The following is a 21,429-nucleotide window of genomic DNA, read 5'->3' on the forward strand; positions in this document are numbered from 1 at the left end:
AAAAACCTTTCACAGGTCTATTGAATGTCCTAATTTTACCATTCTGATAAATTTAGCTCGCATAAAAACCATATCTGAATATTTTTCAACGTTTTATTCAAAACGTTGAATTTTTATTTGATTTGAAAAGAATAACTGCTAATTATTCATCAGAAATGCTATTTTTGAATAAATACCACAATTTATGACGTTGAAGAAGCAAGGGTTGTACCTACCGGAATTTGAACATGACAACTGTGGCGCAGGTTTTATCTGTAGCCTTAAAGGAAAGAAGTCTAATGATATCATCCATAAAGCACTAGAGATACTAGATAAATTAGAGCACCGTGGAGCGGTAAGTTCTGATGGAAAGACTGGTGATGGTGCGGGTATCCTTATAGATGTACCACATGATTTCTTTAAAGCGGTTTGTGATTTTGAACTTCCTGAACCAGGTGAGTACGCAGTAGGTAACATATTCTTACCTCAGAAAGATAATCAGCGTGATTTCTGTATTTCTACTTTTGAAGAAAACATAGAAAAGCAAGGCTTAAAACTATTAGGATGGAGAGATGTTCCGGTAAACAGATCTATTCCTGGCCGTGTTGCTATGGAAACCGAGCCTTTTGTTAAGCAGATTTTCATTGCGAAGGAAAACCCTGAACAGGACTACTTTAACTTCAACCTTAAATTGTTCATCGCAAGAAAAGTTACGGAGCATTCTGTAATAAATTCAAAACTTTCGGAAAGCCAGTTCTTTTATGTTCCTAGTCTTTCTACAAAAATTATCATATTCAAAGGGCTTTTGATGCCTAAAGACATCAGCCTATACTATAAAGACCTAATGGATCCTCGTGTGGTAACACGTTTATCATTGGTTCACCAACGTTTTTCTACTAACACCTTCCCTACTTGGGATTTGGCACAACCTTTCCGTTACATGTGTCACAACGGTGAGATAAACACACTTCGTGGTAACGTATCTAGAATGCGCTCACGAGAAGAATTATTAAAAAGTGATTGGTTCGGAGATGAAATAAAAAACATCTTACCTATTATACTTCCCGGAAAATCAGATTCTGCCACTATGGACATGGTTGTAGAACTTTTATTGATGACAGGAAGGTCTTTACCTGAAGTAATGATGGTATTGATACCAGAAGCATGGGAAAAAAACCCAGATATGTCTGAAGCTAAAAGAGCTTTCTACGAGTATCACTCATGTATGATGGAACCTTGGGATGGTCCTGCTTCTGTACCTTTTACCGATGGAAACTATATTGGAGCAGTACTTGACCGTAATGGTCTACGCCCATCTAGATATACGGTTACCAAAAATGACTATGTAATCATGTCATCGGAAACTGGTGTATTAGACATCGCTCCTGAAAATGTAGAGTTTCACGGAAGACTTGAACCAGGAAAAATGTTCTTGGTAAATATGGAAGAAGGCCGCATCATTAACGATGAGGAAATTAAAGAAGACATTGCTAGTCGTCATCCATATAAAAAATGGTTAGATAAAAACCTTGTTCACTTAAAGAACATACCTTATAATGATTGTCCGTTATTTTTAGGCGAAGCTTCGCTTGAAAAACGTAAATCTGTTTTTGGTTATACCTTAGAGGATATTAATACTATTATCCTTCCAATGGGTAAAACTGCCAAAGAGCCAATTGGTTCTATGGGGTCAGATACACCAATTGCAGTGCTTTCTGAGCGTCCGCAGTTGATTTACAATTATTTCCAACAATTATTCGCACAAGTTACCAACCCACCGTTGGATGGTATTCGTGAAGAATTGATTACAGATATCAGCCTTACATTAGGTAGTGATCATAATATATTTGAATTCTCAGAATTACATTGTCGTAAACTGAAAATTCAGAATCCGGTTATATCCAAAGAAGATTTGGATAAAATCAAAAATTACGATGCTAGTCCTGATTACAAAGTGGTTTCTATTCCTATGTTATACGAATTAGAAAGAGGCCATAACGGAATAGAAGATGCTCTAGAGTCTGTTTTAGACCAAGCTTCTAAAGCTATTGATGAGGATGCTAATATTATTATCTTATCTGATAGAAGCGTAAGCGAAACTATGGCGCCAATACCTGCGCTTTTAGCATGCTCTTACGTAAACAGTGGCCTTCAGCGCTTAGGTAAACGTAATAAACTAAGTATCATAATAGAATCTGCTGAGCCTAGAGAAGTACACCACTTCTGTCTATTGTTCGGTTTTGGCGCCAGTGCTATTAACCCGTACTTGGTAAACGAAATTATTGGTGAGCAAATTGAAGAAAACAATATTACCGATTTCACTGCTGAAGAAGCCATTAAGAATTACAACAAAGCTGTTGGAACAGGTATTCTTAAGGTGATGAACAAAATTGGTATTTCTACTTTGAATTCATACCGAGGTTCTCAACTTTTTGAATGTATTGGTATCAACACCAAAGTAGTAGAGAAATATCTACCAAACACACCTACACGTATTCAAGGTATAGGTTTGTATCAAATTGAAAAAGAAGTAGCCAAGCGCCATAAAAAAGCATTCAGTACAAAAGAAATTGCTGCTAACCTTGATCTTGAAATTGGTGGAGAATACCGATGGAGACGTGATGGAGAAAAGCACATGTTTAACCCGTTAACTGTAGCTAAATTACAGAAAGCAGTACGTGGTAACGAAAATGATACTTATAAAGAGTATGCTTCAATGGTGAACGAACAGTCTAAAAACTTGATGACTATTCGTGGTTTATTTGAATTCTCTAACTATGACCCTATTCCTTTGGAAGATGTGGAACCATGGACGGAAATCGTAAAACGTTTCAAGACCGGAGCCATGTCTTACGGATCTATTAGTAAAGAAGCTCACGAAAACTTGGCTATTGCTATGAACCGTATTGGCGGAAAAAGTAATTCTGGTGAAGGTGGAGAAGATGCTGAACGTTTCTACAAAAATGCCACAGGTGATTGGAGAAACAGCGCTATAAAACAAGTTGCCTCAGGTCGTTTCGGTGTAACTTCCGATTATTTGACCAATGCAAAAGAGATACAAATTAAAATGGCACAGGGTGCTAAACCGGGCGAAGGTGGTCAACTACCTGGTCCAAAGGTGAACCCATCTATTGCTAAAACTAGAAATTCCACTCCTTATGTAGGATTGATTTCGCCTCCACCGCATCACGATATCTACTCTATTGAAGACCTTTCGCAGTTGATATACGATTTAAAATCGGCTAACAGAGAAGCACGTATAAACGTGAAACTGGTTTCCGAGGTTGGTGTAGGTACTGTTGCTGCAGGGGTTTCTAAAGCAAAAGCAGATGTTGTTCTTATTTCAGGATTTGACGGAGGTACCGGAGCATCGCCATTAACATCATTAAAACATGCTGGTCTACCATGGGAACTTGGTATTGCGGAAGCACAGCAGACTTTGGTCATGAACGACCTTAGAAACAGAATTGTTCTTGAATGTGACGGTCAACTTAAAACTGGTCGTGATGTTGCTATCGCCTGTTTACTAGGTGCAGAAGAGTTTGGCTTTGCAACGGCTCCGCTTGTTGCATCAGGTTGTATTATGATGCGTGTTTGTCATTTAAATACCTGCCCAGTAGGTATTGCCACACAAAACCCAGAACTACGTAAGAAATTTGCTGGTAAGCCAGAACACGTTGTTAACTACATGTATTTTGTAGCTCAAGAATTACGTGAAATCATGGCGCAGTTAGGTTTCAGAACTATCAACGAAATGGTTGGTCAGGTTCAGAAATTAGACCGTAAGAAAGCTATTGATCATTACAAATCTGCAGGAATTGATTTAACTCCGATTTTATATCAAGTTGATGTACCAGCAGGAACTAAGTTCTATAACACACAAAAACAAACACACGATATTGATAAGTCAATAGAATTTGACATTATCGCAAAAGCAAATCCATCTTTATTTAGAAAAGAAAAACTAACGTTAGAATTTCCTATTAAAAATACGGATAGAGCTGTTGGAGCTATTATCAGTAATGAGATTTCAAAAGTATATGGTGCACAAGGCTTACCTATAAACACTTTGAAATTGAATTTCACTGGTTCTGCAGGACAAAGCTTTGGTGCCTTTGCAACTAGAGGTTTAACCATGACCGTTAATGGAAACACCAACGATTACCTTGGTAAAGGACTATCTGGTGCTAAATTAGTTATTAAGGTTCCTGAAAAATGTACTATTGTACCGGAAGACAACGTAATTACCGGTAACGTTACTCTTTACGGAGCAACAGCAGGACGCGCTTACATAAATGGTAGAGCAGGTGAACGTTTCTGCGTTCGTAACTCAGGTGCCAAAGCAGTAGTAGAAGGCATTGGTGATCATGGTTGTGAATACATGACCGGAGGTGTTGCCGTTATTCTTGGTGAGGTAGGAAGAAACTTTGGAGCAGGTATGAGTGGTGGAATAGCCTTCGTATATGACCAGAATGGTACCTTCAAGAAGAAATGTAATAACACTGACCTGAATTTATTAGAGGTTACTGAAGATAATGATATTAAGGAATTGAAAGATTTAATAGAAAGTCACTATAACTCTACTTTGAGTCCGCTAGCACAGCGCATTTTAGAGAAATGGGAAGATTGTCTACCTAAATTTGTCAAGGTCTTACCTGAAGAATACAAACAGGCATTACTACGTATGGAAAGAGAAAAATTAGAAACTATTTAAAGTCGAGAAATGGGAAAGATTACAGGATTTTTGGAATTCGATAGAAAAGTAGAATCATACGCGCCTGTTGAAGAACGCGTAAAAAGTTATCATGAGTTCACCGTTCCAATGAACGAGCCAGAACTTAAGGATCAAGGTGCAAGATGTATGGACTGTGGTATTCCTTTTTGCCATAGTGGTTGTCCATTAGGTAACTTGATTCCAGACTTTAACGATGCGGTATACCGCGGAAAATGGGAAAAGGCTGCCAAAATTTTACACTCAACGAACAACTTCCCGGAATTTACCGGTAGACTTTGTCCGGCACCTTGTGAAGAGGCTTGTGTATTGGGAATTAATGAAGACCCGGTAACTATTGAGAATATTGAGAAGAATATTGTAGAAACAGCCTTTAGCAAAGGATGGATAGTTGCTGAACCACCAGAAAACAGAACTGATAAAAAAGTAGCTGTAGTAGGTTCTGGCCCTGCCGGTCTTGCTGCTGCTCAACAATTGAACCGTGCGGGACATACGGTTACTGTTTTTGAAAGAGACGAAAAACCAGGCGGATTATTACGCTATGGTATTCCTGATTTCAAAATGGAAAAAAATGTCATAGACCGTAGACTTAAGGTTTTAGAAGAAGAAGGCATAGAGTTTAAATGTGGTGTAAACGTTGGTAAAGATATTACCGGAGAAGAACTTCAGAATGATTTTGATGCTGTAGTACTATCTGGTGGAGCTACCATTCGCAGAAAACTACCTATAGAAGGTGCAGACCTAAAAGGTGTTGTACAGGCTATGGATTTCTTACCACAAAACAACCGAAGAGTAGATGGAGTTAAAAGTTTCGAAAATGAAATTTTAGCTACAGGTAAAGACGTTGTTGTAATTGGTGGTGGTGATACTGGATCTGACTGTATAGGAACCTCTATTAGACATGGAGCAACTTCCGTTTCAAACTTTGAGATTATGCCAATGTCTACTACTGAAAGACCAGAAGGGCAGCCTTGGCCATTTTGGCCTATGCGTTTAAAAACGAGTACTTCTCACAAGGAAGGTGCTGAACGTTTTTTCAGCATATCTACCAAAAAGTTCTTAGGGGATAAAGACGGTAACTTAACAGGTTTGATTACATCTCAAGTAGAATGGATTAAAACCCCGGGACAACGCCCACAATTAAAAGAAGTTCCAGGAACAGAGAAAGAATGGAAATGTGAACTAGCGCTTCTAGCATTAGGTTTCACCGGTTCTGAAATGACCATTGCAGATCAATTAGGCATTGAAGCAGATGATAGAACTAATATTAAAGCTACTGAAGAAAATTACATGACTAACGTACCAGGCATATTTGCTGCCGGTGACCAAAGACGTGGCCAATCATTAATTGTTTGGGCTATTTCAGAAGGTCGTCAAGCTGCTTATCACGTAGATAAGTATCTTATGGGAGAATCTGCTTTACCATTAAAAGGCGAAGGAGATTTACCAAGGGTATAACCTAGGGTTAGTTTTATAGACTATAATTTATCCAACCCAATTATATTGGGTTGGATTTTTTTATCCGCTACATCCCAGTAGCAAAAAGCCGCAAAGGTTTCCTATTATGAACATTAGAAAAGTTCTTTTTTACATGATAATTAGTGCTTTGGCATTCACTCTAATGAATGTTTCTGTAAAGCAGCTTCAACATTATAGTGTTTATCAAATTGTATTTTTCAGAGGTTTTGGCTCCTTCATTCTTACGATGGCTATTCTAAAACAATTGAAGGTTCCCGTTTTGGGAAATAACAAAAAACTATTGATACTCCGTGCAATTGTAGGTACCAGCTCAATGACTTTATTCTTTATGTCATTGAAATATCTCTCTGCAGGTACAGCAGTTTCATTACGTTATTTGGCTCCTATTTTTTCCGCAATTTTTGCCATTTTTCTATTGAAGGAAAAAATAAAGCCTGTGCAATGGCTATTCTTTATCATTTCCTTTATAGGGGTCCTAACCTTAAAAGGACTCGATTCCAACCTTGATACTACAGGACTGTTATTGGTGTTTGGCGCTGCAGTTCTTAGTGGACTGGTATATATCATCATTAGCAAAATAGGAAAAGGTGATCACCCCATAGTAATTGTCAATTACTTTATGTTTACAGCAACTATTTTTGGAGGTGTTTTGGCTATACCTTATTGGGAAAACCCAGTAGGTATAGATTGGGTGTTCTTTCTAACTTTAGGAATCTTTGGATTCATAGGACAGTTATACATGACCAAAGCCTTTCAGATAGCTTCCAACAACCTTGTAGCTCCTTTTAAATATCTTGAAGTGCTATTTACTGGGCTCATTGGATTTATGTGGCTGGGCGAAGTATATACCATTTGGAGCTTAGTGGGTATTCTTTTAATTATCGCAGGCCTTGTAATGAATGTTGCTTACAAAGCCCGTGACAAAAGATATACGCTTTAAATACGCATACCGGTAATCATTCAAAATATAAGTACGCTCTAAAAGGGTCTAGCAAGATTTTTATTAATAATCATTTTCTTGTGCACTATTCTCTTGAGAGGTTTTCCACTCATTCCATGTGGTGACCATTGAACTCAGTATTTCTGGCTCATCCCCTACAAGGTTATTTTGTTCTTTAGGATCATTTATGATATTATAAAGCTCAAAATTTTGACCCTTATCAGCGCTATATATTTTATACTCATTATTCATGAGAGCTGCTTGCTTCTGAAAGTCAAAAGCTAAAGGTTTATTCCTTTGCTTTACATCACCTTGAACAATAGGTATTATATCTATACCGTCATATGGACGGTCATTTTTCTCCAAATCAACTCCTAAGATATTCGCTATCGTGGGAAAATAATCAGAAGTAAAGCAAGGAGCCTCTACTATGGTTCCAGGCTGCACTTTACCTTGCCACTCCATAATTCCAGGAACCCTAATACCTCCTTCATACAAACTTCTTTTTCTACCCTTCAATCCGTTTGTTACCCCTTGGGTTCTACCTGTGGCAGACCCACCTTCCGGTCCATTATCACTTGTATAGAAAAGCACCGTATTTTCGGCAACACCCAATGCTTTTAACTTATCTCTAAGGCGGCCTACTTGCTTATCCATAGCTGAAATAACTCCATAGTAATGTTGCTCATCTTCGGAAAGATTAGCATAAAGGCTTCGGTCTTCTTCTCCTGCCAAAACTGGTAAATGAGGCGTATGAAACCAAATGACAGTCAAAAACGGTTTTTCACTTTTAACCGCCTCCTCGATAAATGGAATAGCCCTATCCATAATTACTCTGGAGTCATCTCCTTCTAAATTATCTGTTACTATTTGCTTTGGTCCTGTCCAATATGAAGTATTAAAAGGTTGACCTTCTTTTAAACTACCGCTCACATCACCAGCTGATTTTGGCGGTGTAACCATAGGATTCCAAGTAGGTACTTTTGACTCCGTAACAAAACTAGAATCAAAACCATGGTCCCAAGGCGGCGCATAATCGGCATCAAATTTTGGCCTCCCTCCTCTATTTGCTTCAATAGTATCTCGCGTTAACGTACCCAAGTGCCATTTTCCAAAATGACCCGTTGTATACCCAACACTTTCAACCATCTCACCTAAAGTAATTTCCTGAGATTTTATATGACCACAATTGGCATGGCAAATTCCATAACGCAACGGATGTCTTCCCGTCATTACACTGCCACGTGTAGGAGAACAAACAGCAGATGCCGCATAGAAGCGCTCAAAAACAGCTCCATTACTCGCCATTTCATCCAAATTAGGGGTTCTTAGGTGTGGGTGTCCGTTATAGCCAGTATCTCCCCAACCTTGATCATCTGCCATTAGCAAAATGATATTAGGCCTTTCTTGACCTACAGTGACTACTTCTGATTTTTTAGGCTTTTCAGAACAACCAAGAAACATACTTGCTATGAAAAATCCACTTATAATTAATTTCATGATTTTATTCTGGGATTAATAATATAGTTTGATCACCTAAAAAAAATAAGCTTCAAACAATTGTTCAGATTATTGGATTGACAACAAGGATAATGGCTTACCTAACTTGATTATTCGGAACTGAGAAGATTACGGCATATTTATCAATACCGTAAAGACACAAATGAAACGTGCCTATGCTTTTTTACGACAAGAAAGTGCACAAAAGATAATCCACTCTTTGGTGTGGTTATCTTTTGTGCTCTAACTATCTTTTATAATTGAGTTATAGAAAATTTACTATTTACTCAAAACTCTCAATACTTACCTGTTTTGCCGGCCAATACTCAGCTTTTCTAAATTCAAATTTGGTAGGATTATAGTCACCTACTATAGTAACGTCTGCCTTTTCTGGAATTTGTAAGTCAAGTCCCCAGAATATACCATTGACCAGTAATCTTCTGGTACCTTCTATTAATAGATCATTAGCAGCACCTACAGTAGAGGCAAATGCTTTTCCTTTTTCACCACCTGGTAGTTGGTAGCTCTTTATCCAAGTAACCGGCATTAATTCATCACCAAGACTTTTACCGTCCTTATTGGTTGTTGCTATTTCATCATCCGTAGGTCTCATTCCGTAGAATACATCACTTTCATCGTATTCTCCCTTTCTATTCATCACCTGCCCTAAAATTATAGGCTGCGAATCACCAGGAAGTGGAAGTGTAACTCCATATACATCACTAGCTCCCCAGACATCACCATCAGAAATCCCATTAGTAATACCTGTAGTATTGGCGCCAATAGCAACCATACCTTTAGTACTCTGGTGTTTGTGATGACCATGGTGATTGATCCAAGTTTCACCAAGTACTAAACGTCCAAAACCACCATCCCACTCAGTCTTATCTCCTTTGTAATTAAAACTGTAATGTGCATATTGCGAATCAGAATCTTCTGGAAAATTAAAACCATGAGTTGCCGTTCTTAATCCCATCACCGGTTTACCCGATTTTAGATAATCATCTATATATTTCATTTGATTATCTGGAAGTGCACGAAACCGAGTAAAAACTACCATCATATCTGCTGAAGTCAATGCTTCTAAACCTGGTATATTTTTATTGTAATTAGCATTCACAATTCCAGGCTTATCTTCTTCTTGAGCAAAAAGAACCGTACATTTAAAACCATGATGTTTAGATAGAATCTTTGCTAGTTGCGGTAAGGCTTCTTCTGAACGGTACTCCTCATCACCTGAAATCAATACAATGTGTTTTGCATTTTCATCAGCACCTTCATAGGTTAGCCATTTTTTGGGAGAATCTACCTCTTGAGCCATTTCAGGTTCTTTAGTAATTGTGTTCTTCTGCTCTTTACACGAAAATAAAATTAGGCAAATTACAATTGGTAATACATTTTTCATTCTGTTCTAGTTTAGAGATGCTTATTTGGTAATTCCTATTCCTTCGGATATGAGCTTAAATCCTTCTGTATATACTTCTTCTACGGGAGAGTAGTTGCGCCATACATTAATAGCATTTGCAAACTCTGGTATAGTAGTACTGAAAGCTTCTATAGTAACCCACCCCTTGTATTTAATTTCATTTAAAGCGGAAAAAACATCTGGCCAGTTTATTTGCCCTCTACCAGGTGTTCCCCTATCGTTTTCACTTATGTGAACATGCTTTAAATAAGGAGCTATAGTTTTAATAGCACCAGATTGACTTTTTTCTTCAATGTTTGCATGATGCGTATCAAACATAGCACCTAAATTTGGATGATTTACTTCTTTAACCATATCACCTAAATCTGCCATTGTATTATATAGATAACACTCAAATCTATTTACCGCTTCCGGAGTAAGAACAATATTGGCTCCTTTGGCATATTCAGCAGCTTTATATAACATCTCATTACTCCATTTTTTTTCCTCCAGAGTGGGAGGTTTTCTTGTAAAGAGAGCGAATGTAGAATGAAAAGGTCCACACAAGACTTCGGCATTGGCTGCCGCACCCATATCAATTGACCATTTCAATCGCTCCAAACCTGCTTCCCTAACTTTTTTGTCAGGACTTGCAATATTTTCTTCAGCAGATAATGATGCCACCCCGGTAACACCCATATCCATACCAGAAAAATGGTTTCCTAATTCTGAATAATACTTTTCACTACCCTCCCCAAAGAAGAGTTCTATACCGTCATATCCGGTTTTTTTTAAATCATCTACAATACCAAAGTGCTGCTCGGTGACGTGATTCGTCCAAAGCAACATATTCATTCCTATTTTCATTATATAATGGTTAGTTAATAATTTGGTGTAATATTTACTGAGCGAAAATTTATATCTGGTGTTCTAGAATATTTCATTTTTCGACTTTTAAATTTTGCGCAGTGAACAAATCTAGCATTAAATGAAACTTCAAAATTCCTATATCTTCTTAAAGACTGGTACTTTTTTTTCTTTTTAAAAGACATTTACTGCTCAATTCCCTTCTTTTAAACTGGTTTTCGAATATTCAAAAACAACTTTCTATACTCTAACGGACACATTTCTGTAATAGATTTAAATTGCCTGTTGAAATTAGACAATGCATTATATCCGCATTCATAACTTATCTGAGAAATATTAAAGTTATCCTCCAAAAGTAATTTCCTCGCATGCCCAATACGTATCTCATTAACAAAGCGAGTAAATGTTTTATTCGCTCGGGGTTTGAAGTATCTACAGAAAGATGTTGTAGTCATATTTAGCAAGCCGGCAGCTTCATCCAAAGATATATTTGTCTTAAAATTCGTCATTACATAGTCATATACCTTACGCATCTTTTCGGCATCTCCACCCTTAAATGCATTCATATAATTAGGACTGGCCAACATGGTATACTCGGTACTATTAGCCAATGTATCCAATATCTCAAGAAGTTTCAAAATTCGTTTGAAGCCTTTTTGCTTATCTAACTCTAAAAGAAATTTAATTATAAGGTCCCTAGTTTCTCCATGAAATTCTATACCCCTAAGAGAGTGCCCTACAAGTCTATTGATTTTGTAAAACTCTTCCATCTCAAGAAGAGGTTCACTTAAGAGTACGTGATCAAAATAAATCACCAAACCTCGTGTGGTTAATTTACTGTCCTTCTCAAAATAGGCATTGTCATTTCTCCATAAGTGAGGTAAATTAGGGCCTGTCATGACCAAATCTCCCTTCTTAAAATTGTGTACATGATCACCAATAAAACGCGTCCCCTCACCCTCCATGATATATGATATCTGAAATTCGGGATGAAAATGCCAATTGGGGTTAAAAAAAGGGCCTTTTAAGTCTTTATAAATAAAAGTTTCCTTTGGCGTCAATGTCTTTTCAATACTAGGAGCACTCATAAATTTTCTTTAGAAATTCATTTAAACATCAATATAAGATAAAAAAGTACCGACTTTTAATAAGATACAGGATAAATTAATTCAAAATCTATCATAGTTTTGTCTACACTCACACTAACATTCTAATTTAATTGATAATTTTTTGAAAATAGTTCAACTATTTTAAATACAAATTCCGATATTAACAAGTGTAAAAAGTACAATAATAACTTAAACTTCTTAATTTCGGGCAATTCAATTAAAATAATACCTTAAACTGAACCAGAATTAACTCTTTGCTCAAAACAAATTATTCTACATATTATGAAAATCATTAATAAAATCGGCCTAGGAAAGCTCATCCTTACTTGTGCCGTCGCATTTTGCTTTATAGCATGTAGCGAAAAAGAAAACAAAACCTTAACCATAGGAAAAAACTCTCGGATTGTTTTAGTAGGAAACAATCTAGGTTCTAGGATGATGGAATTTGGGCACTTTGAAACAGAGATGCAACTAAGATTTCCTAATGATTCCTTATTTATAAGAAATATGGCAGATGGTGGAAATACTCCGGCGTTTAGACCTCATGCTGCAAGAAAGTCACCGTGGGCTTTTCCCGGCGCTGATAAATTTGAGCACGATTCAGGAAGTAGAATACATTTTATTGAAGATGACAAAGGACATCAGTCTGGTAGTGTAGGTCACTTTCCTACTCCAGATGAATGGATCACAAGCTTAAAACCAGATGTTATCGTTGCGTTTTTTGGTTATATCGAATCTTTTGAAGGTCAAGAAGGTCTTGAAAATTACCGGGAAGAACTTCGTGCATTCATTAAGCATACTATAAGTACCAAATATAATGGTGTTGCGCCACCCCAATTAGCAATTGTTTCTCCAATTGCTTTTGAAAATCTTTCTGACAAGATGGATTTACCTGACGGTACTAAAGAGAACAAAAACTTAGCCCTCTATACTGAGGCTATGAAAGAAGTAGCTAATGAAGAAGGTGTTCTTTTTGTAGATGCTTTTGATGCTTCTAAAAAATGGTACGAAACCGAAGCTGAAGATCTTACGCAAGATGGATTTCAGCTAACGGATTCAGGTTACAAAAAATTCGGAAAGTTATTGGCCGATGATATTTTTGGAAGTAAGCAAGCTGACGAAACCAACCGCCAATTGGTACATGATGCCGTTACTGAGAAAAACTGGTTTTGGCTAAATGATTTTAAGATACCTAACAGTGTTCATGTTTACGGAAGACGTTATGACCCTTTTGGACCAGATAACTATCCTTTTGAAATTGCTAAAATTCGTGAAATGACCGCTATCCGAGATACTGCTATCTGGGAGGCAATTCATGGCAAAGAAATGGACTTGGTCGCTGCAGATGCCAAAACAAAAAAACTTCCGCCAGTAGAAACCAATTATAAAGAAAGTGTAAAAAATGGAAATCCTGAATACTTATATGGTGAAGAAGCCCTTGCACAAATTAAAACGGCACCAGGCTACAAAGTAGAACTTTTTGCTTCAGAAGAGCAATTCCCTGATTTAGCCAACCCTGTTCAAATGTCTTTTGACAATGAAGGAAGATTATGGGTAGCGGTAATGCCAAGTTATCCGCATTACAAAGCTGGTGACAGCAAACCTAATGATAAGCTTTTAATTTTTGAAGATACGGACGGTGATAATAAAGCTGATAAGCAAACTGTTTTTGCAGATGGTTTACACCTTACTATTGGTTTTGAATTTGCTCCAGAAGGCGTATACATGTCTCAAGGAACAAACTTAATACTGTTAAAAGACACAGATGGAGATGGCAAGGCCGATAAAAAAGAAGTTGTTTTAAGCGGATTTGATGACCATGACACCCATCATGCCATTAGTGCTTTTACCACAGACCCATCAGGTGCAATCTATATGGGCGAAGGTACTTTTCTCCATTCCAATGTAGAAACAGCTTATGGTAGTGTTAGGGGTAGTAACGGTGGATTTTACAGATATAGCCCACAAAGACATCACCTAGAACGTACGGCACAACTTGCTATTCCAAATCCATGGGGTATTGCTTTTGATGAATGGGGACAGCCTTTCTTTGAGCATACTTCCGGACCTGCTGCCACTTGGATGATGCCAGGTACAATTATTCCGCGTTATGGCGTTAGCTCTCCAATACCAGAAAATTTAATTGAAAAAGACCACTTAGTACGTCCTACTTCAGGGTTGGAATTTGTTTCTAGCAGTCATTTCCCTGACAATGTTCAAGGTGATATGCTTATCAATAACACCATAGGATTTAGAGGAACAAAACAACATAAAATGGTAGATGACCCAAAAACTGCGGGTTACCTTAGTGAGCACAGACAAGACCTTATTTTCTCTGATGATAAAAACTTCAGACCGGTAGATATGGAATTTGCACCTGATGGTTCACTCTACTTTTTAGATTGGAGCAATGTTTTGATTGGTCATATGCAGCACAATGCACGTGACCCATTAAGAGATCATGTTCATGGAAGAATATATAGAGTTACTTATCCTTCTAGGCCGTTGGTTAAACCTGCAAAAGTTGCCGGTGCTACTATTGATGAACTATTAGAAAACTTAAAACTTCCTGAGTACAGAACTCGTTACCGTACAAAAAGAGAATTACGTGCACGTGACGCAGATGAAGTTTTAGCTAAGTTAAAACCATGGGTTGCCAACCTAGATAAAAACGATGAGAATTATGAGCATAATCTATTGGAAGGCCTTTGGGTTACTTGGGGATTAAACAAAATAGACAAAGATTTATTAGTACAATTATTACAGGCTAAAGATTTCAGGGCTCGTACTGCGGCAGTTGAAGTTCTAAGATATAATGGTCACCAAATTGATAATCAAGCAGACTTGTTAATGCAAGCTGCAAAAGATGACAGCCCTAGAGTACGTCTTGAAGCATTAGTAGCTGCATCTAGATTAGGAAAGGACCTTGGTATTCCTATTATTACTGAAGCCGGAAAAAAAGGACTTGACAAATGGATGGAACGTCCTTACGAAGCAGCTCTCGCTCATTTAAATGGCCATAGAGCTGGTGAAAAACCAAAAGATGTCATTGAGACTGACCTAAAAGGAAAAGATTTAGAACTTTTAATGGCGGGACAAGAAATTTACGAACGTGACGGCTATTGTGCTACATGTCATCAACCGGACGGGCAAGGACTTACTGCTTCTGGATTTCCACCTTTAGCAGGTTCTAAATGGGTAACCGGTAGTGAAGAAAGGTTAATAAAATTAACCACGAATGGAATTATGGGACCTATTGAAGTAAAAGGAAAAAAATATCCTGGTCAAGTACCTATGACTCCATTTGGTAAATTATTAAATGAGGAAGAAACTGCTGCTGTCTTAACTTATGTTAGGAACACTTTTGGAAACAAAGCGTCTGCTATTTCTCCTGAAAAAGTAAAAGAAGTTCGTGAGAAAATAAAAGATAAAGAAGGTTTCTATTCTCCAGAAGAATTACTTCTGGAACATCCTATGAAATAATTAAACAAATACCATTCTACCATTTTTAAAAAAGGGACATTCATATGAAGGTCCCTTTTTTATTTGCCATAACAGCGCAATTAATTTTTAGCAATTCTTCAGAATAGCGCTTTTTTCAATTTTACTAAAATTCCTACTATTTTATCTTTCTTATAAATTACAAAAATATACTTCATCCTTTAATATTTTCTTCTTTATAGCACCATTAAAAAATGAAAAATTACCTTTTATTTTGTAATAACTTCAACTTATTACATAAGCCAGAATAGTACAATTTTACTATGCTAGCACTGTATTCTTATAGGATATAGATTTCAGTGAATTTATATCAAAATTGCACACCATCAAATATCTCTTTACTTCCTCTTAAAAAAATTCATTTATGAAATTCAAAAAGTAAAGTATTCAAAAAAATGAATGTCATAAAACATTAAATAATCAAAATATGACAAGATAATACCACTAATTGCAAAATTACAGGTGTACTGGCTTACTTCATCAGTATATATTTACCAACATAACCCCCTAACTGATTCAACAACTTAAACAATTAAACTATGACTCCAATGTTATCATCTTTTAAGATCAAACACGTTTGTATCTTATTAGGTATTCAAATTGTATGTCTCCAATCAGCTTTTGGAGCAAGTATATCTGTCGATAGTATCGATAGTTATACGAACAGAAACGACGCAGTTCGGTATACTCTACCGAAGACACAAGACAATGTGATTACAGGTACCATAAATGACCAAGATAATCAACCGCTACCTGGTGCCAGCATTATTGAAAAAGGCACAACAAATGGTGTGACAACAGATTTTGACGGTAATTTTTCTATTGAAGTAAGTAGCCAAGATGCCGTACTTGTTATCTCCTATATTGGCTATTCACCAAAAGAAATTTCCGTAAGTGGTCAGGACAATATTACAGTAAGCCTTGAGGAAAATGCTTCAGCTTTAGACGAGGTAGTTCTTATTGGTTACGGCTCTCAAAAGAAAAGCGATTTAACCGGAGCAGTAGGTTCTGTAAAAGCAGAAGAATTGGCCGAACGGCCTGCCGCCTCAATGAATCAAGCTATTGCAGGTAAAGTTTCCGGGGTTAATATAACTTCTGGATCAGGAAGACCTGGAGGAAGAACTGTGGTAAGAATACGTGGTAATACTTCAGTAAGTATCGCTAACACGCCACTTTATGTGATTGATGGTGTTATTCTTAGTGCTGCTAGCTTACCAAACGGCAGTACACCCATTGATTACATGAACCCAAATGATATTGAATCTATTGAAGTTTTAAAAGATGCTTCTGCAACAGCAATTTATGGTGCAAGAGGTGCAAACGGTGTTATCCTGGTAAGTACCAAAAGAGGTACTACTAATGGAGGTGGCCGTCTTAATTACGATGTAGATTTTAGTATAGGAACACTACCCAAAAAACTTAATTTACTAAACTCAGAAGAATTTCTTCAAGTAGAAGAGACTGCATATGCCAATGCAGAAAAATTTGACCCAGACGGATGGGCAGGAGGCAGATACACAGACCCTACTCTAAAAAGAACAGACCCTAGACTTTTTGACTCGGAAGGCAATCCTCTATATGATACAGATTGGCAGGATGAAGCCATAAGAACTTCCTATACGCAAAATCATCAACTATCTTTTACAGGAGGTACTCAGAAAGGCAACTATGGTCTTTTTATGGGTTTCCGTGATGAACAAGGACTAATTGTAGAATCATGGCTAAAGCGATATTCTGCAAGGTTTACTATGGATTCTGACATCACCGATTGGTTAAGAGTTGGTGGTAGTTTAGGTTATAATGACCAAAATGAAAAACAAGTAGACCAACTTGGTGGTGGTGGTATTACCACAATGCGTCAGGTATATGAAGCACTTCCTATAATCCCTGTGACCTATGAAGATGGAACCTGGGGATCTAATATTGACTACCCTGGTATGGAAGGTGGCGGAAGCCCTGTTGCAGTTGCGAACGATAGAAGATATTTTCTTAAGACACAATCCCTTATTGGTAACTTTTATAGTAATATTTCTTTGCATAAAAATTTACAGCTACGAACTACGGTCGGCGCCAATGTCATAAATCAAAGGAATGATTACTACGGTGGTCGTGATTTACGATATATTGCTAGACCTGATGGCGCTGCTTATGTAGAAAACGGTCGTTACAATTCATGGCAATTTGAAAATTATTTGACGTATAACAAAGATTTTGAAAATGAGAATTCATTAACGGCAATGGTGGGGCTATCTTGGCAACATATAGATGAATTCAAGGCAAAGGCTGAGACTAGAGGATTTGCAGATGACTTTTATGGTTTCAACAACCTTGGCGCTGGATCTAACCCACAAACACCAACATCTAGTAAAATTGCATATGGGCTTAACTCTTATTTTGGTCGTGTAAATTACAACCATCAAAACAAATACTTAGTAACCTTAACAGGAAGAGCAGATGGTTCTTCAAAATTTGGTCCTGAAAATCAATTTGCCTTTTTCCCATCAGCAGCATTGGCTTGGAGAGTTTCTAATGAAGATTTCTTATCACAAAGTGAAATCATTTCTAATTTAAAGCTGCGAGCAAGTTATGGATCTACGGGTAATTCTGAAATTCCTGCATATAGAGCTTTAGCCGGTTTAGAAAGTGGAACAGTTATATTTGCTGGTGATCGTGCGTCCTATAGCATTCCGCAACGTATGGCTAATTCTGATTTGAAATGGGAAAAAACAAATCAAGTAGATGCCGGTCTGGAATTAGGTCTTTTAAATAACCGTATTTCAGTAGAACTTGATGTATACCGTAAGTTAACTACAGATATGCTTCTTAATGCACCTGTACCTTCTACAAGTGGTTTCTCAAATGTTTTTAGAAATGTAGGAAGCATGGAAAATAAGGGTATAGAAATTACTTTGAATACGACCAATATAGATAATGAAGTTTTTGGATGGGATTCTAATTTTAATATTTCCATCAATAAGAACGAAGTAGTATCATTAACAGGAGGCTCGGATATTTTCTTAGGCTCAACACTTATTCGTGAAGGAGAACCAGTAGGTACTTTCTTTGGTTATATTGATGAAGGTACGTGGAATACAGACGAGGCTGCACAAGCTGCTATTTACGATAGACTTCCTGGTGACATTAAATACAGAGACCTAAATGATGATGGCGCTATTAACAGTGATGACAGAGCTATCCTAGGAAAAGGTATTCCTGATGGTTTTGGAACATTTTCAAATACATTCAGATATGGCAACCTAGAACTATTAGTAGACCTTCAGTTTCAATACGGGAACAGTATTATGTACCGTGATGAACACTCTGCGGAAGATCGCCAAACTATTGCCAACAGTTTCTCAACAGTTCTGAATGCCTGGACACCAGACAACCAAGATACAGATATCGCTCAGATAAGACCCATAGCTGCCGGTTATGATACAAATAACGATTCTGGAAAATTAAAAGATGCTTCTTTTATCAGAGGAAGAAACTTAATGCTTTCTTATGTTTTTGAACCTGAACTGACTGAACGTTTACATTTAAAACGCTTAAGACTATACACCTCTGTACAGAACTTTTTTGTTTCCACAAAATACCCTGGTTATGACCCGGAAAGTTCAAATGGTGGCAGTACGTTCGATCAAGGTTTTTCTTTATACGATTACCCAAGACCACGTACATTCATGATAGGGCTTAATGTTGGATTGTAATAATATTAAAAAGATAAAAAAATGAAAACCTATAAAAATTTTATAAGAACTATAGTGGTCCTGACCACTGTATCGCTTACATCTTCATGTAGTGACTTTTTAGATGAAGAAGACGAATCTAACTTTACTACCGACACCTATTTTACAAAAGCAGAACATGCTGAAAGTGCAGTAAACGGTATCTACGAACCTTTAGTTCCAATTACAAATAGTGGTTTTGGTGGCGGAACGTGGCTTATGCTTGAATTTGCAACTGGATTAGCAAATACTTCACTAGGACAGGCTACTAACATTTACTTGGTTAAAGATTTGATCAATAATTCAGACAACGGATATGGTAGTAGTTATTGGAACGAATATTACACTGGCATATCACGGGCTAATTTGGCCATTGAGAAAATTCCAGAGATAAATATGGACGAGACCGTAAAACAGAATTACCTAGCAGAAGCTAAATTCTTTAGAGCTTACTACTATTTTGGTTTGGTGCGCATGTTCGGAAACATTCCAATTATAACGGAATCTATTGATTTGGGATCGGAGTCACTTTACCCAGAACAAGCCACACCAGAAGCCGTTTATGATTTAATTATTGCGGATTTAACAGAAGCTGAAAATTCTAGCCTAGCATGGCGAGATGAATCAGGTAGAGTTTCCATGGGAGCAATAAAAACTCTATTGGCCGATGTCTATTTGACATCAGCAGGTTACCCACTTCAAAAAACCGAAAACTTCCAACTTGCCGCTAACAAAGCAAAAGAAGTAATTGACTCAGCCCAGTTCACGATTTTTGATTCATACGATGCGTTGCATGACCCTGCAACCAAGAATAGTGGTGAGTACATTTTCATGACGCAATTTGCAGGTAATATCCAATCTGGAAACTGGCAACCTGCAATTTTACCTTATAACTTAGGAATCTCTGCATACTCAGCACAAACGGGTGGTATATTCTCTACTAATGAGTTTGCAAGTTCATATGAAGCAGATGATAAAAGAGCCGAAGAAAAGCAATTCTATTTCACAAGTTATTCATTGGAGGCAGATAGAACCGACAGTGTCAATCTAGGAGCTCCTTATATATTCAAGCACTTTGATATACAAGCTAATGAAGACAGTGCACAATCAGATTTAAATTGGTGTATTTATCGCTACGCGGATGTTTTATTAATGTATGCTGAAGCAGTAAACGAAGCTGAAGGAACAGCGTCTGCAGATGCGTATAATGCCATCAATGAAATAAGACAACGCGCTGAAGTTCCTGATTTAGCTGGACTTTCTCAAGATGATTTCAGACAAGCCGTTCGTATAGAGCGTATTCACGAGTTAAGTTTTGAAAATAAGACCTGGTATGATATGGCACGTTGGAGAAAAGCATATAATCCTGAAACGAATCAACTAGAAGATTTTGTAGGACACAATTTCTCTTACCTACCAAACAAGGCATTGACAGAAAGAGAACTTTTATTCCCTATTCCAACATCAGAAATGCAAAATAATCCTAATCTAACACAAAACACCGGTTACTAAAACAACCACAGTTTATAATACTTTTGTAGTTTAATATTTAGTTGATAGTGATTATAACCCTTTGGCGTAGCCAAGGGGTTATCTTTTTCTATATACTAGTGTCAGTGGTTCAAAATTTTGATTCTTTTAATACACAGATTCACTCCTCAGACCACTCGCTAAACAAGCGCAACAGAATTCTTCTTATCCCCGAGGTTTCTAGTACTATGTAATAAGACAATAAAAACCCTATACATCTTATAAAACATAGATATCATGTTAATCAAGTAATACATGAACGTAAAATAACATTTGTATATAGTATTCCATCCCCTGTATAGTAGACCCACATAGTGGTAGTATAATTTTTCATGTATATAGCCGGTAATTATCCGGTGTAACCGAAGATGGATATCACTTGTACGAACCTTTCGGGTGCTTAACAAATATCTTTAACCGGGAATGGTCAAGAGGTTTTCGTAGTAGTAGTAGTAGTAGTAGTGGTAGTGGTAGTGGTAGTGGTAGTGGTAGTGGTAGTGGTAGTGGTAATAGTGGTAATAGTGGATTTCGGGCAAAAAAAAAGGTCCCGATCAGAATAAACTGATCGGGACCTCGAAGTAAGGCGGCTTCCTACTCTCCCACCTGTTGGCAGTACCATCGGCGCTAGCGGGCTTAACTTCCCTGTTCGGAATGGAAAG

General features: G+C 37.3%; 10 protein-coding genes and 1 rRNA gene. 6 read left to right on the top strand and 5 right to left on the bottom strand.

All coding sequences use genetic code 11. The features are described 5' to 3' along the window. Positions 1-184: 184 nt before the first annotated feature. The 3 genes from gltB to HW347_RS12415 all read left to right on the top strand — a co-directional run bounded on the left by gltB (position 185) and on the right by HW347_RS12415 (position 7,130). The gene (gene gltB / locus HW347_RS12405) at positions 185-4,693 is read left to right on the top strand and encodes a glutamate synthase large subunit (protein WP_214612119.1); all 4,509 of its coding nucleotides are present in this window, start codon (positions 185-187) and stop codon (positions 4,691-4,693) included. Positions 4,694-4,702: 9 nt separating this feature from the next. Then, entirely contained in the window at positions 4,703-6,169 is a 1,467-nt protein-coding gene (locus HW347_RS12410) for a glutamate synthase subunit beta (protein ID WP_214612120.1), read from the top strand. Between the two features lie 106 nt (positions 6,170-6,275). Further along, a complete protein-coding gene (locus HW347_RS12415; RefSeq protein ID WP_225901915.1) occupies positions 6,276-7,130 on the top strand; it encodes a DMT family transporter in 855 nt (284 codons plus the stop codon). A gap of 63 nt (positions 7,131-7,193) precedes the next feature. Here HW347_RS12415 and HW347_RS12420 read toward each other — a convergent pair whose 3' ends face one another. The 4 genes from HW347_RS12420 to HW347_RS12435 all read right to left on the bottom strand — a co-directional run bounded on the left by HW347_RS12420 (position 7,194) and on the right by HW347_RS12435 (position 11,990). Further along, on the bottom strand, positions 7,194-8,630 hold the full coding sequence (locus HW347_RS12420; RefSeq protein ID WP_214612121.1) for a sulfatase family protein: 1,437 nt from the start codon (positions 8,628-8,630) through the stop codon (positions 7,194-7,196). Positions 8,631-8,913: 283 nt separating this feature from the next. Next, the gene (locus tag HW347_RS12425; RefSeq protein WP_214612122.1) at positions 8,914-10,035 is read right to left on the bottom strand and encodes a ThuA domain-containing protein; all 1,122 of its coding nucleotides are present in this window, start codon (positions 10,033-10,035) and stop codon (positions 8,914-8,916) included. Positions 10,036-10,056: 21 nt separating this feature from the next. Further along, the gene (locus HW347_RS12430) at positions 10,057-10,902 is read right to left on the bottom strand and encodes a sugar phosphate isomerase/epimerase family protein (RefSeq protein ID WP_214612123.1); all 846 of its coding nucleotides are present in this window, start codon (positions 10,900-10,902) and stop codon (positions 10,057-10,059) included. 206 nt (positions 10,903-11,108) lie between these two features. Next, positions 11,109-11,990 carry an AraC family transcriptional regulator gene (locus HW347_RS12435; protein ID WP_214612124.1) on the bottom strand — a complete coding sequence of 294 codons (882 nt, stop codon included), beginning with the start codon at positions 11,988-11,990 and terminating at the stop codon, positions 11,109-11,111. Between the two features lie 303 nt (positions 11,991-12,293). On the opposite strand from HW347_RS12435, the gene HW347_RS12440 reads away from it, so the two are divergent. The 3 genes from HW347_RS12440 to HW347_RS12450 all read left to right on the top strand — a co-directional run bounded on the left by HW347_RS12440 (position 12,294) and on the right by HW347_RS12450 (position 20,752). Further along, on the top strand, positions 12,294-15,494 hold the full coding sequence (locus HW347_RS12440) for a PVC-type heme-binding CxxCH protein (protein ID WP_214612125.1): 3,201 nt from the start codon (positions 12,294-12,296) through the stop codon (positions 15,492-15,494). A gap of 557 nt (positions 15,495-16,051) precedes the next feature. Continuing rightward, entirely contained in the window at positions 16,052-19,222 is a 3,171-nt protein-coding gene (locus HW347_RS12445; RefSeq protein WP_214612126.1) for a SusC/RagA family TonB-linked outer membrane protein, read from the top strand. Positions 19,223-19,243: 21 nt separating this feature from the next. Continuing rightward, positions 19,244-20,752 carry a RagB/SusD family nutrient uptake outer membrane protein gene (locus HW347_RS12450; protein WP_214612127.1) on the top strand — a complete coding sequence of 503 codons (1,509 nt, stop codon included), beginning with the start codon at positions 19,244-19,246 and terminating at the stop codon, positions 20,750-20,752. Positions 20,753-21,348: 596 nt separating this feature from the next. Here HW347_RS12450 and rrf read toward each other — a convergent pair. Beyond that, positions 21,349-21,429, bottom strand: a 5S ribosomal RNA gene (rrf, locus tag HW347_RS20840); the annotation flags it as partial.

The sequence above is a fragment of the Zobellia barbeyronii genome, assembly GCF_018603515.1.
Classification (GTDB): domain Bacteria; phylum Bacteroidota; class Bacteroidia; order Flavobacteriales; family Flavobacteriaceae; genus Zobellia; species Zobellia barbeyronii.